The sequence below is a fragment of the Streptomyces sp. NPDC042371 genome (genome assembly GCF_056437465.1).
In genome coordinates this window covers 74,875-90,986 of sequence record NZ_JBWKAP010000012.1, presented here as the reverse complement: position 1 = coordinate 90,986, position 16,112 = coordinate 74,875, and the positions used below count along the sequence as shown (strand labels likewise).

2 protein-coding genes are annotated in these 16,112 nt (G+C 71.3%); both read left to right on the top strand.

Going from position 1 to position 16,112, the window contains the following annotated elements:
• The first annotated feature begins 114 nt into the window (after window positions 1-114).
• Window positions 115-11,364, top strand: coding sequence for an amino acid adenylation domain-containing protein (locus tag AC068B_RS31845; RefSeq protein WP_478675003.1), 11,250 nt, complete (start codon window positions 115-117; stop codon window positions 11,362-11,364).
• A complete protein-coding gene (locus AC068B_RS31840) occupies window positions 11,361-16,052 on the top strand; it encodes an amino acid adenylation domain-containing protein (RefSeq protein WP_478675002.1) in 4,692 nt (1,563 codons plus the stop codon). Before AC068B_RS31845 ends, AC068B_RS31840 begins: the two co-directional genes overlap by 4 nt.
• The last annotated feature ends 60 nt before the right edge of the window (window positions 16,053-16,112 follow it).

Below are 16,112 nucleotides of genomic sequence, written 5' to 3'. Positions count from 1 at the left end.
ACGGCCGGCACCACGGCCTGGACAGCCGTACGGCGCGGACGGACGATCCGGCCCCGAAAGGCGGTCCGGCCCGAAAAGACGGAACAGCCGAGGGAAATTGCTCGGCCAGGGGGAATGATGAACGGCAACGCTGCTCGCACTCTGCCTCTCCTGGACGCCCAGGAGGGAATCTGGCTGGCACAACGCGTGACGGGCTCACGCCGGTCGTACAGCGTCGGCCAGTACGTCGAGATATTCGGGCCCGTCCAAACAGACGTATTCGAGCGCACGCTGCGGCAGTTGACGGACGAGACGGAAATACTGCGCGCGCGATTCGAGGAAGACGGCGCGGGCACACCACGGATGGCCTTCCCCGCCCAGGGAACCCGGGACGGGGAAACCCGGGACGAAGAAACCCGGGGCCAGGAGAGCCCGCCCCTCTTGGATATCCACGACCTCACCGCACAGGACGACCCCAAGACGGCCGCCGAGGCGTGGATGCGGGCGGAACTCGACCAGGAGATCGCCGCCCACGCCCACCACCTCTTCGCCCACGCCCTCTTCCGCCTCGCCCCCGATCACCACATCTGGTACCAGCGCTACGACCACCTCCTGATGGACTCCTTCGGCTGCTCCCTGCTCGCCCGCCGGGCCGCGGACATCTACACGGCACTCCTCATCGGACAGCCCCTCACTCCGGCGGAACACGCGCCCCTGCGCGCGCTGCTGGACGAGGAGACCGCACACCGCGCCTCTGAACGCCACGAGGCCGACCGCCGGTACTGGCACGAGCGTTTCGCGGACCGACCGGACCTGACCGGCATCCCGGGCCACAGCGCCTCGGGGCCCGGCAGTACCGCCGGGCCCGGCGGCGTCCTGCGCGAGACCGGGCACCTGCCACCGCGCGCCGTCGCGGCCCTGCGCGCGGCGGCCGCCCGCGCCGAGGTGAGCTGGCCACGCCTCGTCGTCGCGGCGGTCGCCGCTTTCGTGGGCAGGCTCGGCGGCACGGACGAGGCGATCCTGAGCCTGCCCGTCACGGGACGCACGGGCGATCAGGCACGCCGGACCCCCTGCACGATGGCGAACATCCTGCCGCTCCGCCTCCCCGTGACCCCGGCCGCGAGCCTCCTGGATCTCGCACGGGAGGCAGGCCGGGAGATCGACGGACTCATCGACCACCAGGGCCTGCGCGGAGAGCGCCTGCGCCGCGAGCTCAACTGGCCGTCGGGCGACCGCTGGCACTTCGGGCCGTACGTGAACGTCATGCCGAGGGCAGGCGAAACCCTGTCGTTCGGCGGCCCCACGGCCGTCGTGCACGACCTGTCGAGCCGTCGCGTCGAGGAGTTCGGCGCGCTGGTGAGCGGCGCGTCGGCGGACCAGACCATGGAGATCACCTTCGAGGCCAACTCCGCTCTCTACGACCGGTCGTGGCTCCGCGCGAGCCACCGTTCCTTCCTGCACTTCCTGGAGCACCTGACGGCCGACCCGTCGCAGCCGGTGGCAGGGGTCCCCCTGCTCGACCGGACCGAGCGCGCCCAGGTGCTGGACACCTGGAACACCACCGCGCGACCACTGGTCGCGGACTCCGTACCGAAGCTGCTGGCCCGCCACCTCGCCTGGTCCGCGGACGCGGTGGCCGTGGTCGACGGCGAACGAACCATGTCCTACGGCGAGTTGGACAGGGCGGCCGGTCGTCTGGCGTCGCATCTCGCGGACGTGGGAGTGACGCGGGGCGACCGTGTCGCCGTGGTGATGGAACGCTCCGCCGATCTGATCGTTGCGTTGCTTGGGGTGTGGCGGGCGGGGGCGGCGTTCGTGCCGGTGGATGTGGAGTATCCGGCGGAGCGGGTGGCGTTCTTGGTGGCCGACTCGGACCCGACGGCGGTGATCTGCACTGAGGCGTACCGGGACGCGATCCCTGTGGACGGCGAGGCGCGGCGCGTGGTGTTGGACGACCCCCGGGTTCGGGCGGCCGTTGCCGCTTGTCATGCGGATGGGCCTGCGGTGGTGGTGGGTGGGGGTGATGTGGCGTATGTGATGTATACGTCGGGTTCGTCGGGGGTGCCGAAGGGTGTGGCGGTGCCGCATGGCGCGGTGGCGGGTCTGGTGGGTTCGGCGGGTTCGGCGGGTTTGGTTGGGGATTCGGGTTGGTCGGTGGGTGTGGGGGATGCGGTGTTGATGCATGCGCCGCATGCGTTTGATGTGTCGTTGTTTGAGGTGTGGGTGCCGTTGGTGGTGGGTGCTCGGGTGGCGGTTGCGGGGCCGGGTGTGGTGGATGCCGCCCGGGTCCGGGCTGCTGTGGCGGGTGGGGTCTCGGCGGTGCATGTGACGGCGGGGATGTTCCGGGTGCTGGCGGAGGAGTCCCCGGGGTGCTTTGCGGGTTTGCGGGAGGTGTTGACGGGCGGGGATGTGGTGCCTGCTTCCGCGGTGGCGCGGGTGCGGGAGGCGTGCCCGGAGGTGGTTGTACGGCATCTTTACGGGCCTACGGAGATCACCCTCTGCGCCACATGGCACGTACTGCGCCCGGAGGACGAGGCGGGCAGGACCCTGCCCATCGGCCGCCCGCTGTCCAACCGGCGCATGTACGTGCTGGACGCGGCGCTGCAACCGGTCCCGGCAGGCGTGGTGGGGGAGCTGTACGTGGCGGGGACGGGCCTGGCCCGCGGCTACCTGGGGCGCCCGGACCTGACGGCGGAACGATTCGTCGCCTGCCCCTTCGGCGGGGACGGACAGCGGATGTACCGGACCGGGGACCTGGTCCGCTGGACGGCGGAGGGCGAGCTGTTGTTCGTGGGGCGTGCGGATGAGCAGGTGAAGGTGCGGGGGTTCCGGGTGGAGCCGGGTGAGGTCGAGGCGGTGCTGGCCGGGCACGAGGGGGTCGGTCAGGCCGTCGTGGTGGCCCGTCAGGACGGGGGCTCCGGCAGCGACCGGAGGCTGGTCGGGTACGTCGTGCCGGACGAGCGTCAGCCGCAGCGAAGTGACGCCGTCCGCGTCGACCCGCACGAGCTTCGCGGCTACGTGGCGGACCGCCTGCCCGAGTACATGGTGCCGACGGTCGTGCTGGTCCTGGACGCCCTGCCGCTCACCGCCAACGGCAAGCTCGACCGCGCCGCCCTGCCGTCGCCCGACTTCGAGAACACGGGGGCGGCGCGCGGTCCGGCCACACCCGTGGAGGACGTGCTGTGCGGACTCTTCGGCGAGGTCCTCGGCCTGGGGCGGGTCGGCACCGATGTGTCGTTCTTCGATCTGGGTGGGGATTCGTTGTCGGGGATGCGGTTGGTGGCGCGGGTGCGTGCGGTGCTGGATGTGGAGGTGGGGATCGGGGAGTTGTTCGGTGCGCCGACGGTGGTGGGGTTGGCGCGGTGGGTGGGTGAGCGTGCGGGGGCGGGCTCGGGTGTTGTGGGTGGTCGGCCGGTGTTGCGGGCGGGGGTGCGGCCGGATGTGGTGCCGTTGTCGTTTGCGCAGCAGCGGATGTGGTTTTTGAACCGTTTGGAGGAGACGGTTCCGGGGGCGGCTTCGGCGTACAACTTGCCGTTGGTGTTGCGGATGTCGGGTGTGTTGGACGTGGCCGCGTTGGAGGCGGCTCTCGGGGATGTGGCGGAGCGCCACGAAACCCTGCGAACGGTCTTCCCTGAGGCGAACGGCGTCCCCCGTCAGCAGGTCCTGGAGGGCGACGCAGGACGACCGCCCCTGCTGACCGTGGAGTGCGCCGCACCACAGGTCGAAGAGGTGCTGGCGGATCATGCGGGGCGCGGGTTCGACCTGCGGACGGATCTGCCGTGGCGGGTCTGCCTGGTGGGCGTGGGTGCGGGTGAGTGGGTGTTGTCGGTGGTGGCGCATCACGTGGCGGTGGATGGCTGGTCGATGGGGGTGTTGGCCAGGGACTTGGAGGTGGCGTATGTGGCGCGCTGTGAGGGGCGGGGGCCTGGTTGGGCTGCGTTGCGGGTGCAGTACGCGGACTTTGCGTTGTGGCAGCGGGAGGTGCTGGGGGAGCTGGACGACCCGGCGAGCGTGTTGAGTGGTCAACTCGCGTATTGGCGTGACGCTTTGGAGTCTCTGCCGCAGGAGTTGGTGCTGCCGGTGGATCGGGCCCGTCCTGCGGTGCCGTCCTTCCGGGGGCGTTTGGTGCCGGTGGCCGCGGATGCGGCGACGCATGCCGGGTTGGTGGGGGTGGCGGGGCAGGGCCGGGCGACGATGTTCATGGTCGTGCATGCGGCGCTGGCTCTGTTGTTGTCGCGGCTGGGTGCGGGTGAGGACATCGCGGTCGGTACGCCCACGGCGGGGCGTGAGGATGCGGCGCTGGAGGAGTTGGCGGGGTTCTTCGTCAACACGCTGGTGTTGCGGGCGGACGTGAGTGGGGATCCGACGTTCGCCGAGCTGCTTGAGCGGGTGCGGGCCGCGGATCTGGCGGCGTACGCGCATCAGGACGTCCCCTTCGAGCGCCTGGTCGAGGAGGTCAATCCGTCGCGGTCGGTGTCCCGCAACCCGCTCTTCCAGGTGATGCTCGCTCTGGACCACGTGCCCGAACCGCAGTGGCGGCTGCGGGGCGCGGAGGTGAGTTCCGCGTCGATGACGGCGTTGGCTGCCCGCTTCGACCTCGCGGTGACCCTGGCGGAGCGCCGCGACGAGCGCGGGGCCCCGGCGGGCCTGGACGGCGAGATCCTCTACGCGACCGACCTCTTCGACCACGACACGGCCCTGTCCCTGGCCGGTCGGCTTGCCCGCGTCCTCGAACAGGTCGCCGCCGATCCCCACCTCCGCCTCAGCGAGATCGACCTCCTGGCACCCACCGAACGCACACAGATCGTGCAGCGCTGGAACGACACGGCAACCGTCGTCCCAGACACGCTGATACCTGAGCTGTTCGCCGCGCACGCGCAGCGCTCGCCCGATGTGGTGGCGGTGCGGTGTGGTGAGGAGGCTTTGTCGTACGGGGAGTTGGAGGCGCGAGCGAATCGGCTGGCGCGGTATCTGGTGCGGGCCGGGGTTGGTTCTGAGTCCCGGGTGGGGCTGTGTCTGCCGCGTGGGGTGGACATGGTGGTCGCGGAACTGGCGGTGTGGAAGGCGGGCGGTGCGTTCGTCCCGCTGGACCCGGAGTATCCGTCGGACCGTCTCGGCTACGTGCTCTCCGACAGCGAAGCGGCCGTCGTGCTGGGTGTCGAGGAGAGCCTTGAGGCGGTACTCGTGGGCCAGGCGCGGGCGGTCCTGCTGGACGACGCGGAGGTCGGGCGCGCGCTGGGTGCGGAGTCCGATGCCTCGTTCGGCGTACGGCTCTCCCCGGATCAACTGGCGTACGTGATCTATACGTCCGGCTCGACGGGCCGCCCCAAGGGCGTGGCCGTTGCGCATGGCGGCGTGGCGAATCTGGCGGCGGCGATGCGGCCGGTGCTGGGTGTGGAGGAGGGTGTCACGGTCCTGCAGTTCGCGTCGTTCAGCTTCGACGCGGCGGTGCTGGATGTGGCGGTGACGCTGTCCTGCGGCGGCATGTTGGCGGTCGCTTCCGCGGCCGAGCGGGCGGAGCCCGCGGCGTTGGCGGAGATGATCGCGTCGGCGGGCGTGAGCACGGCCAGTGTCGTGCCGTCGCTGCTGGGTGTGTTGGACCCGGCCACGGTTCCGGGCGTACGCAACTGGGTGCTCGGCGCCGAGCTGCTCACCGCCGACCTCGCGAGCCGTTGGACGACGCAGGCGCGGGTGTGGAACACCTACGGGCCCACCGAAGCCACCGTCATGGCCACCGCAGGGCCCGTGGACGCCGGGATCGGGCCCGGCGACGAGGCGCCGCCGATCGGCCGCCCGCTCGGGAACGTACAGCTCTACTTACTGGACGAGTTCCTGCACCCCGTCCCGCCGAAGGTCGTGGGCGAGCTGTACATCGCGGGGACGGGCCTCGCGCGGGGGTACGCGGGGCGGCCCGAGCTGACGGCGGAACGTTTCGTGGCGTGCCCGTTCGCGGGTGGCGGTGGGGAGCGGATGTACCGGACCGGGGACCTGGCCCGCTGGACGGCCGACGGGCAGCTGTCCTTCGCAGGCCGCGCGGATGAGCAGGTGAAGGTGCGGGGGTTCCGGGTGGAGCCGGGTGAGGTGGAGTCGGTGCTGGCCGGGCACGCGGGGGTCGGTCAGGCCGTCGTGGTGGCCCGTCAGGACGGTGGCCCCGGGAGCGACCGGATGCTGGTCGCCTACGTCGTCCCGGACGCACGGCAGTCGCAACGGGGCGACATCGATCCCCAGGAACTCCGCGAGTACGCCGCCGGGGTCCTGCCGGAGTACATGGTGCCCGCAGCCGTGCTGGTCCTGGACGCGCTGCCGCTCACCGTCAACGGCAAGCTCGACCGGGCATCCCTCCCGGCACCCGACTTCGCCGCCCGCGTGACCCGGCGCGAACCGCGGACGCAGACCGAGGAGATCCTGTGCGGCCTGTTCGCTGAGGTCCTCGGGCTGGAGTGGATCGGGATCGAGGACGGCTTCTTCGATCTGGGTGGGGATTCGTTGTCGGGGATGCGGTTGGTGGCGAGGGTGCGTGCGGTGCTGGATGTGGAGGTGGGGATCGGGGAGTTGTTCGGTGCGCCGACGGTGGTGGGGTTGGCGCGGTGGGTGGGTGAGCGTGCGGGGGCGGGCTCGGGTGTTGCGGGTAGTCGGCCGGTGTTGCGGGCGGGGGTGCGGCCGGATGTGGTGCCGTTGTCGTTTGCGCAGCAGCGGATGTGGTTTTTGAATCGTTTGGAGGAGGCGGTTCCGGGGGCGGCTTCGGCGTACAACTTGCCGTTGGTGTTGCGGATGTCGGGTGTGTTGGACGTGGCCGCGTTGGAGGCGGCTCTCGGGGATGTGGCGGACCGCCACGAAAGCCTGCGGACCGTCCTCCCCGACATCGACGGCGTTCCCCGTCAGGAGATGAGGCACGGCGAAGCGGGGCGCCCGCCGCTGGTCGTGGTGCGAGCTGACCAGGCCGATCAGGCCGACGTGGACCGCATGCTCGCCGCGCAGCTGGCGACCGGCTTCGACCTGCGGACGGATCTGCCGTGGCGGGTCTGCTTGCTCGTGGTCGGTGCGGGTGAGTGGGTCCTGTCGGTGGTGGCGCATCACGTGGCGGTGGATGGCTGGTCGATGGGCGTGTTGGCCAGGGACTTGGAGGTGGCGTATGCGGCGCGCTGTGAGGGGCGGGGCCCCGGCTGGAGTGCGCTGCGAGTCCAGTACGCGGACTTTGCGTTGTGGCAGCGGGAGGTGCTGGGGGAGCTGGACGACCCGGCGAGCGTGTTGAGTGGTCAACTCGCGTATTGGCGCGATGCTTTGGAGTCTCTGCCGCAGGAGTTGGTGCTGCCGGTGGATCGGGCCCGTCCTGCGGTGCCCTCTTTCCGGGGGCGTTTGGTGCCGGTGGCCGCGGATGCGGCGACGCATGCCGGGCTGGTGGGGGTGGCGGGGCAGGGCCGGGCGACGATGTTCATGGTCGTGCATGCGGCGCTGGCTCTGTTGTTGTCGCGGCTGGGTGCGGGTGAGGACATCGCGGTCGGTACGCCCACGGCGGGGCGTGAGGATGCGGCGCTGGAGGAGTTGGCGGGGTTCTTCGTCAACACGCTGGTGTTGCGGGCGGACGTGAGTGGGGATCCGACGTTCGCCGAGCTGCTTGAGCGGGTGCGGGCCGCGGATCTGGCGGCGTACGCGCATCAGGACGTCCCCTTCGAGCGCCTGGTCGAGGAGGTCAACCCGACCCGCTCGCTCTCCCGCAATCCCTTGTTCCAAGTGATGCTCGCCCTCCAGAACCTTCCCGAAGTCACCTGGGAACTCCCGGGCGTCGACGTCCGCCCCGCGCCCCTGCCGCCCGAGCTCGCAGCCCGGTTCGACCTCGCGGTGTCCGTCGTCGAGCGCCGCGACGAGCGCGGGGCCCCGGCGGGCCTGGACGGCGAGATCCTCTACGCGACCGACCTCTTCGACCACGACACGGCCCTGTCCCTGGCCGGTCGGCTTGCCCGCGTCCTCGAACAGGTCGCCGCCGATCCCCACGTCCGCCTCAGCGAGATCGACCTCCTGGCACCCGCCGAACGCACACAGATCGTGCAGCGCTGGAACGACACGACGACGCCCGTCTCGGATGCCTTGGTGCCCGAGCTGTTCGGTCGGCGGGTGGGGTTGTCGGCGGGTGCGGTGGCGTTGGTGGCGGGTGACGTGGAAGTGACGTACGCGGAGTTGGGGGGTGAGGTGGGGCGGTTGGCTCGGTATTTGGTGGGTGTGGGTGTGGGGCCTGAGGTGCGGGTTGCTGTGGTGGGTGAGCGGTCTGTGTCTTTGGTGGTGTGTTTGTTGGCGGTGTCGTTGGCGGGTGGTGTGTTCGTTCCGGTGGATGTGGGTTATCCGGTGGAGCGGGTGGGGTTTGTGTTGGGTGATGTGGGTGCGTCGGTGGTGGTGTGTTCGCGGGGGTCGAGGGGTGTGGTGCCTGGGGGGTTTGCGGGTCGGGTTGTGGTGGTGGATGACCCGGTGGTGGCTGGGGAGATCGGGGCGTGTGCGGCTGGTCCGTTGAGGGATGAGGAGCGGCTCGGGGCGCTGTCGGCTGCGCATGCCGCGTACGTCATTTACACCTCGGGTTCCACCGGCACTCCCAAGGGCGTCGCGGTCTCGCACCAGGGGCTGCGCAACCTCGTCGCGGAGAACGTGCGGCGCTACGCCATCGACCCCGAAAGCCGCGTACTCCAACTGGTCTCGCCGAGCTTCGACGTCTCCCTCGCGGACATCTGGCCCACCCTGTGCGCGGGCGGCCGACTCGTGCTCGCCCCGACCCGCCTGGACATCTCCGGCGAGGAACTGTCCGGCCTCCTGCGCACCCGGCGCGTCACCCACGCCGCGATACCCCCGACCTACCTCTCGCAGATGCCCCCGGAGGAACTGCCCGACCTGCGCCTGCTCATCACGGGAGGCGAGGCCATGCCCGTGGAGGTGCGCCGCCGCTGGTCGGCTGGGCGCGCCATGTACAACCAGTACGGGGTCACCGAGTCGACGATCATCTCCACGACCGCCCTGATCCGGGACAGCGAGGGTCCGCCCCCGATCGGGCGCCCGGTCTCCAACACCCAGACCTACGTACTGGACGCGTCCCTGCGGCCCGTGCCCGCGGGCGTGGCAGGGGAGCTGTACGTCGCCGGTGCCGGGCTCGCGCGCGGCTACCTGGGGCGTGCGGCCCTCTCCGCGCAGCGGTTCGTGGCGAACCCGTTCGGGCCCGGCCAGCGGATGTACCGCACCGGCGACGTGGTCCGCTGGACCAGCGAGGGCGAGCTCGTCTTCGCGGGCCGCGCCGACGACCAGATCAAGATCCACGGGCACCGCATCGAACCCGGCGAGATCGAGGCCGCCCTCGCGGGCTGCCCCGGAGTACGGCACGCCGCCGTGACGATCAGGGAGGACCGGCCCGGCGAGCGGCGCCTCGTCGGCTATGTCGCCGCGGACGCGGAGGCGGTCGACGCGCGGACGGTCCGGGAGTACGTCACCGGCGTACTCCCGGAGTACATGGTTCCGACGGCGGTGCTCGTCCTCGACGCCCTGCCGCGCACCTCCAACGGAAAGGTGGACCGGGCCGCACTGCCCGCCCCCGACTTCGCAGGACGCGCCACGAGCCGGGAGCCGCGGACCGCGGCCGAGAGCATCCTCTGCGATCTGTTCGCCGACATGCTGGGGCTCGACCGGGTCGGCGCCGAGGACAGCTTCTTCGAGCTGGGCGGCGACTCGATCAGCTCGATGCAACTGGTGTCCCGCGCCCGTCGCGCGGGCCTGGTCGTGACACCCCGGCAGGTCTTCGAGGAGAAGACCCCCGAACGCCTCGCGGAAGTGGCGGAGACCGCCCGGCACGAGACCACGGCGGCCGACGACGGCATCGGCGAGGTGCCGTGGACGCCGGTGATGCGGGCCTTCGGGGAGAAGGTCGCGGGCCCGGACTTCACCCAGTGGATGACGTTGGGCGTACCGGCCGGGCTCGGCCTCGACGTCCTCACGGCAGGCCTCGCCGCCCTCCTGGACACCCACGACATGCTGCGGGCCCGCACTGTGCCCGGCGAGCCGAAGCTGATCGTGGGGGAACGGGGATCGGTCGACGCGGTGGCGTCGGTGTCCCGCGTCGACGCGACCGAGACCGAGACCGCGGCCACGCCCGGAACCCTGGACGAGATCGCGGGCAGGGCGGCAGAGGAAGCGGCGCGGCAGCTCGATCCCGCGGCCGGAGTGATGGTGCGGGCCGTGTGGGTCGACGCCGGACCCGCACGTACCGGTCGCGTCGTCCTCGTGGTCCACCACCTGGTGGTGGACGGCGTGTCCTGGCGCGTACTGGTCCCGGATCTGCGGGCCGCGTGCGAGGCGGTGGCCGCGGGGCGCACACCGCGGCTCGACCCGGTGGGGACGTCGTTCCGCCGCTGGTCCGAACTGCTGGCGGCGCAGGCGGCCGACGCGTCACGGCTGGCCGAGCTGACGGACTGGCTGACCCTGCTGGGAGAGCGCCGAAAGACCCTTGCGTGGCGCGCGCCGGACCCGGCCGTCGACACCGCACGCACGCTGCGCCGCCGCTCGTGGACCGTTCCTCCGGAGCAGGTCGAGACGCTGGTCGCCCGTACACCGGGCGCGTTCCACTGCGGGGTGCACGAGGTGCTCCTCGCCACCCTCGCGGGCGCGGTGGCGCACTGGCGCCCCGACACCGCCACCGGACTGCTGCTCGACATCGAAGGGCACGGACGCGAGCCGATGGACGGGACCGACCTGTTACGGACAGTGGGCTGGTTCACGAGCGCGCACCCGGTGCGGCTGGAGGTGACCGGCGCCGACCTGGACGACGCTATGGCCGGTGGCAGGGCTGCCGGTACGTTGGTGAAGGCCGTCAAGGAGCAAGTGAGGGCGGTGCCCGGCGACGGACTCGGTTACGGCCTGTTGCGTCATCTCAACCCCGATACGGCCCAGGTTCTCCGGACCGCACCGGCGGCGGAGATCGGCTTCAACTACCTAGGCCGGTTCGCGGCGGCAGCGGCAGCGCCGGACATGGCTGGTGACGACATGGCTGGCGACGTCGGCGAGGTAGCCGAGGTCGGCGCCTGGCAACTGGCGGGACCGGCGGGAGCGGGCGGCACGGACGGCTCGGACACACCTGCCCCGCACGTCCTGGAGGGGATCGCGGTCGTCCGGGACACACCGGCAGGCCCCGAACTCACCGTCACGCTCAGCTGGCCGGGACGGCTCCTCGCCGAGGCCGACGTGGAACGGCTCGGCAGGACCTGGGTCCGCATGCTGGCCGGTCTCGCCGCCCACACCGACGACCCGGCCGCGGGCGGACACACCCCGTCCGACTTCCACCTCCTCGACCTGGAACAGGACGAGGTCGACCAGTTCCAAGCGATAGCAGCGAAGATCGAGGGAGGCCTGTCCCGGTGAAGTCTTCAACCGCCGCCCACGGCTCGGCCCTGGCCGAAGTGTGGCCCCTGTCGCCACTGCAGGAAGGGCTGCTGTTCCACGCGGACTTCGACGACCGGGGCCCCGACGTCTACGCCGTCCAGTTCCTGCTGGACGTGGTCGGTCCTCTGGACGCGGACCGGCTGCGCGCCTCCTGGGAAACGCTGCTCGACCGGCACGCGGCACTGCGGGCCAGCTTCCACCGCAGGAAGTCGGGCGAGGCGGTCCAGCTCATCACCCGGAACGTGACGCTGCCCTGGCGCGAGGTCGACCTCTCGGCCCTCACCGACCCGGACATGACCGACCAGGCCGAGAAACTGGCGACGCAGGAACGCGCCCAGCGCCTCGACCTGACGGCGCCCCCACTGCTGCGCCTCCTGCTCGTACGACTCGCCGCGGACCGGCACCGCCTCGTAGTGACGTCCCATCACCTCCTGATGGACGGCTGGTCGATGCCGGTCCTCCTGAACGAACTCTCACAGGTGTACGAGGCGGGCGGCGGCCCGTCCGTACTGAAGCGCGCGGCCTCCTTCGGCGCATATCTGGCGTGGCTGGGACGCCAGGACAAGGAGGCCGCGCGCACGGCCTGGCGGGCCGAGCTGGCCGGGGCCGACGAGCCGACGCTCGTGGCACCGGCGGACCCGAGCGGCGCCCTCGTCCTGCCGGAGGAGACGCCCCTGAACCTCTCCGAAGAGGACACACGCGCCCTGACGGAGGTGGGCCGCGCCCATGGCCTCACGGTGAACACGCTGGTGCAGGGCGCGTGGGCCCTGGTGCTCGCCCGCCTCGCCGGACGCACGGACGTCGTCTTCGGCGCGACCGTCGCGGGCCGCCCGGCGGAACTGCCGGGCGTGGAATCGATGATCGGCCTGCTCATCAACACGCTCCCGGTCCGCGTACGCCTCGACGGCGCGCAGCCCGTCGCCGAGATGCTCGCCGGGCTCCAGGAGCGCCAGTCCGCCCTCATCTCCCACCAGCACCTGGGCCTCGCGGAGATCCAGAAGCTCGCGGGCCCCGGAGCGGTCTTCGACACCCTCGTCGTCTACGAGAACTACCCGGCCCCTCCCGCCCGGCCGACGACCGCCGACCTCCCCACGTTCACCGCCTCCGCGGGACACCAGGCGACCAACTACCCGGTGACACTCGGCATCCTCGCCACCGACCACCACCTCCACATACGCGTCACTTCCCGCCCGGACCTGATCCCCCAGGAGAAGGCCGCCGAAATGGGCCGACGGCTCATGCGCGTCCTCCAGCAGATCGCGGCCGCCCCCTCGACACCGACGGCCCGCATCGACGTGCTGGGCGCCCCGGAGCGCGCACGCGTCGTGCACGAGTGGAACGACACCGAACGCCCGATGGCGCCCGGATCCGCTCTGCACGACTTCGAGCAGTGGGCGGCCCGTACGCCGGGTGCGGTGGCGGTGCGGTGTGGTGAGGAGGCTTTGTCGTACGGGGAGTTGGAGGCGCGGGCGAATCGGCTGGCGCGGTGTTTGGTGCGGGCCGGGGTTGGTTTCGAGTCCCGGGTGGGGCTGTGTCTGCCGCGTGGGGTGGACATGGTCGTGGGGGAGTTGGCGGTGTGGAAGGCGGACGGTGCGTTCGTTCCGCTGGACCCCGAGTATCCGGCTGATCGGTTGTCGTTCATGGTGGCCGACAGTGGTGTGCGGGTTGTGGTGGGTGTTGGCGAGTGCCTGGCCGGGGTTTCGGTGGGCGGTGCGCGGGTCGTGCTGCTGGATGAGGGAGATGAGGGAGATGACGGGGACGACCCGGTCGCTGCTGAGTCCGACGCCTCTCTTGGCGTACGGCTTTCCCCGGACCAGCTCGCGTACGTGATCTATACGTCCGGCTCGACGGGCCGCCCCAAGGGCGTGGCCGTTGCGCATGGCGGCGTGGCGAATCTGGCGGCGGCGATGCGTCCGGTGCTGGGTGTGGAGGCGGGTGTCACGGTCCTGCAGTTCGCGTCGTTCAGCTTCGACGCGGCGGTGCTGGATGTGGCGGTGACGCTGTCCGGTGGTGGGACGTTGGCGATCGCTTCGGCGGCTGAGCGGGCGGAGCCCGCGGCGTTGGCGGAGATGATCGCGTCGGCGGGGGTGAGCACGGCCAGTGTCGTGCCGTCGCTGCTGGGTGTGTTGGACCCGGCCACGGTTCCGGGCGTACGCAACTGGGTGCTCGGCGCCGAGCTGTTGACGGGAGAGCTGGCTGGACGGTGGGCGGCGCGGGCGCGGGTGTGGAACACCTACGGGCCCACCGAAGCCACCGTGATGGCCACGGCTGACCGGGTGGACGTGACGGCTGGACCGGCGGGCGCGCCGCCGCCGATCGGGCGTCCGCTGGACAACGTAAGGACGTATGTCCTGGACGGTTTCCTGCGTCCGGTTCCGGTGGGGGCGACGGGGGAGTTGTACGTCGCTGGACCGGGGGTGGCTCGCGGGTATGTGGGGCGGCCGGATCTGACGGCGGAGCGCTTTGTGGCGTGCCCGTTCGCGGGTGGTGGCGGTGGCGGGCGGATGTACCGGACCGGGGACCTGGCCCGCTGGACGGACGACGGGCAGTTGTTGTTCGTCGGGCGTGCGGATGAGCAGGTGAAGGTCCGCGGGTTCCGGGTGGAGCCCGGGGAGGTCGAGGCGGCGTTGGCGGCGCATCCCGAGGTGCGGCAGGCCGTGGTGATCGCCCGTGAGGACCGGCCCGGCGACAAACGCCTCGTCGGATATGTGGTCGCTGCAGCGGGCGGGCAGGGCGTCGACGTCGAGGTCTTTGCGGACGCCCTCCGCACAGATGTGGCGGGGCGGTTGCCGGAGTACATGGTGCCGTCGGCTGTGGTGGTGCTGGATGCGTTGCCGTTGACGGTGAACGGGAAGGTCGATCGGGCTGCCCTGCCCGTTCCGGACTTTGCTGGGCGGGTTGCGGGGCGTGAGCCGCGTACTGAGGTCGAGCGTGTGTTGTGTGCAGTGTTCGCCGAGGTGTTGGGGTTGGAGCGGGTCGGGGTCGAGGACGGGTTCTTCGAGCTGGGTGGGGATTCGATCAGCTCGATGCAGTTGGCTTCGCGTGCGCGCCGTGCGGGGCTCGTGATCACGCCCCGGCAGGTGTTCGAGGAGAGGACGCCGGAACGCCTGGCTGCCGTGGTGCGGACACCCGACGAGGCGCAGCCGACGGTCGACGTCGGTACGGGTGTGGTGCCGTGGACGCCGGTCATGCGGGCGTTGGGCGAGCGGGTGGCGTGGCATGGGTTTGCGCAGTGGGTGGTGCTGGGGGTTCCGGGCGGCCTGGGGCTCGATGTCGTGGTGGCGGGCTTGGGCGCTGTGCTGGATGCGCACGACATGTTGCGGTCCCGTTCTGTGCCTGGCGAGGCGAAGCTCGTGGTGGGGGAGCGGGGCTCGGCGGATGCGGCCTCCCTGGTGTCACGTGTGGATGGCGTGGGTGCCGGACCGGGGGCGTTGGGGGAGCTGGCGGCCGGTGCCGCTCGGGAGGCGGCGGGGCGGCTGGATCCGGCGTCCGGGGTGATGGTGCGGGTGGTGTGGGTGGACGCGGGGCCTGACCGGCTCGGTCAACTGGTCCTCGTAGCGCATCACTTGGTCGTGGATGGTGTGTCCTGGCGGGTGCTGGTGCCGGATCTGCGGGCGGCGTGTGAAGCGGTCGCGGAGGGACGGGAGCCGAAGCCGGACCCGGTCGGTACGTCGTTCCGTCGCTGGGCGGAGTTGCTGGTGGCGGAGGCTGCCGGGGAGGCGCGGGTCGCGGAGCTCGACGGCTGGCTGGACCTCCTCGGGGAGCACCGAAACCCGCTCGCCCGGCGGGAGTTGGACTCGTACATCGACACCGTGGGCACCTTGCGTCAGCAGGCGTGGGTGGTGCCGCCGGAGCGGGCCGAGGTGCTGCTGAGCCGGACGCCGACCGCCTTCCACTGCGGCGTGGACGACATCCTGCTCGCCGCCCTGGCCGGGGCGATCACACGCTGGCGGCCGGAGACGGCGTCCGGGCTCCTGGTCGACGTGGAGGGACACGGCCGCGAGCCGATCGGTGGCGGGGACGACGTGGATCTGTCGCGCACGGTCGGCTGGTTCACCAGCACGCACCCGGCCCGGTTGGACACGGCCGGGATCGATCTCACCCAAGCCCTGGCGGGCGGACCGGCAGCGGGCGAACTGCTGAAGACGGTCAAGGAGCAGCTGCGCGCGGTCCCGGGCGGTGACGGGCTCGGGTACGAGCTGCTGCGCCACCTCAACCCGGAGACCGGCCCGGTCCTGCGGGCCCGGCCCGCTCCCGAGGTCGGCTTCAACTACATGGGCCGGTTCGCCGCCGCCGACGTACGTGACGTGGGTGATGTGCGTGACGTGGATGACTCTGTTTGGCAGTTGAAGGGTGAGTCGGCCATCGGTGGCTCGTCCGACCCCGACATGCCTCTGCACCATCTTCTGGACGCGGGCGCGATGGTCCGGGACACCGCGGCAGGTCCGGAAATGACGGTGACCTTGAGCTGGCCCGGGCACCTCGTGGCGGATGCCGAGGCCGAGGGTCTCGGCCGGACCTGGGTGGAACTCCTGGGCGGCCTGGGCGACCACACCGACGCCCCGGCCTCGGGCGGTCACACGCCGTCCGACTTCCCGCTGCTCGACCTTGCACAGGACGAAGTCGACGAATTCGAGGGCACCGGCCCCGCCGGATCCCCCTTCTGACCCACCGAATATCTGATCCCGACCGACCGAATACCTGACCAACCTGACCCGCTTGCGCCG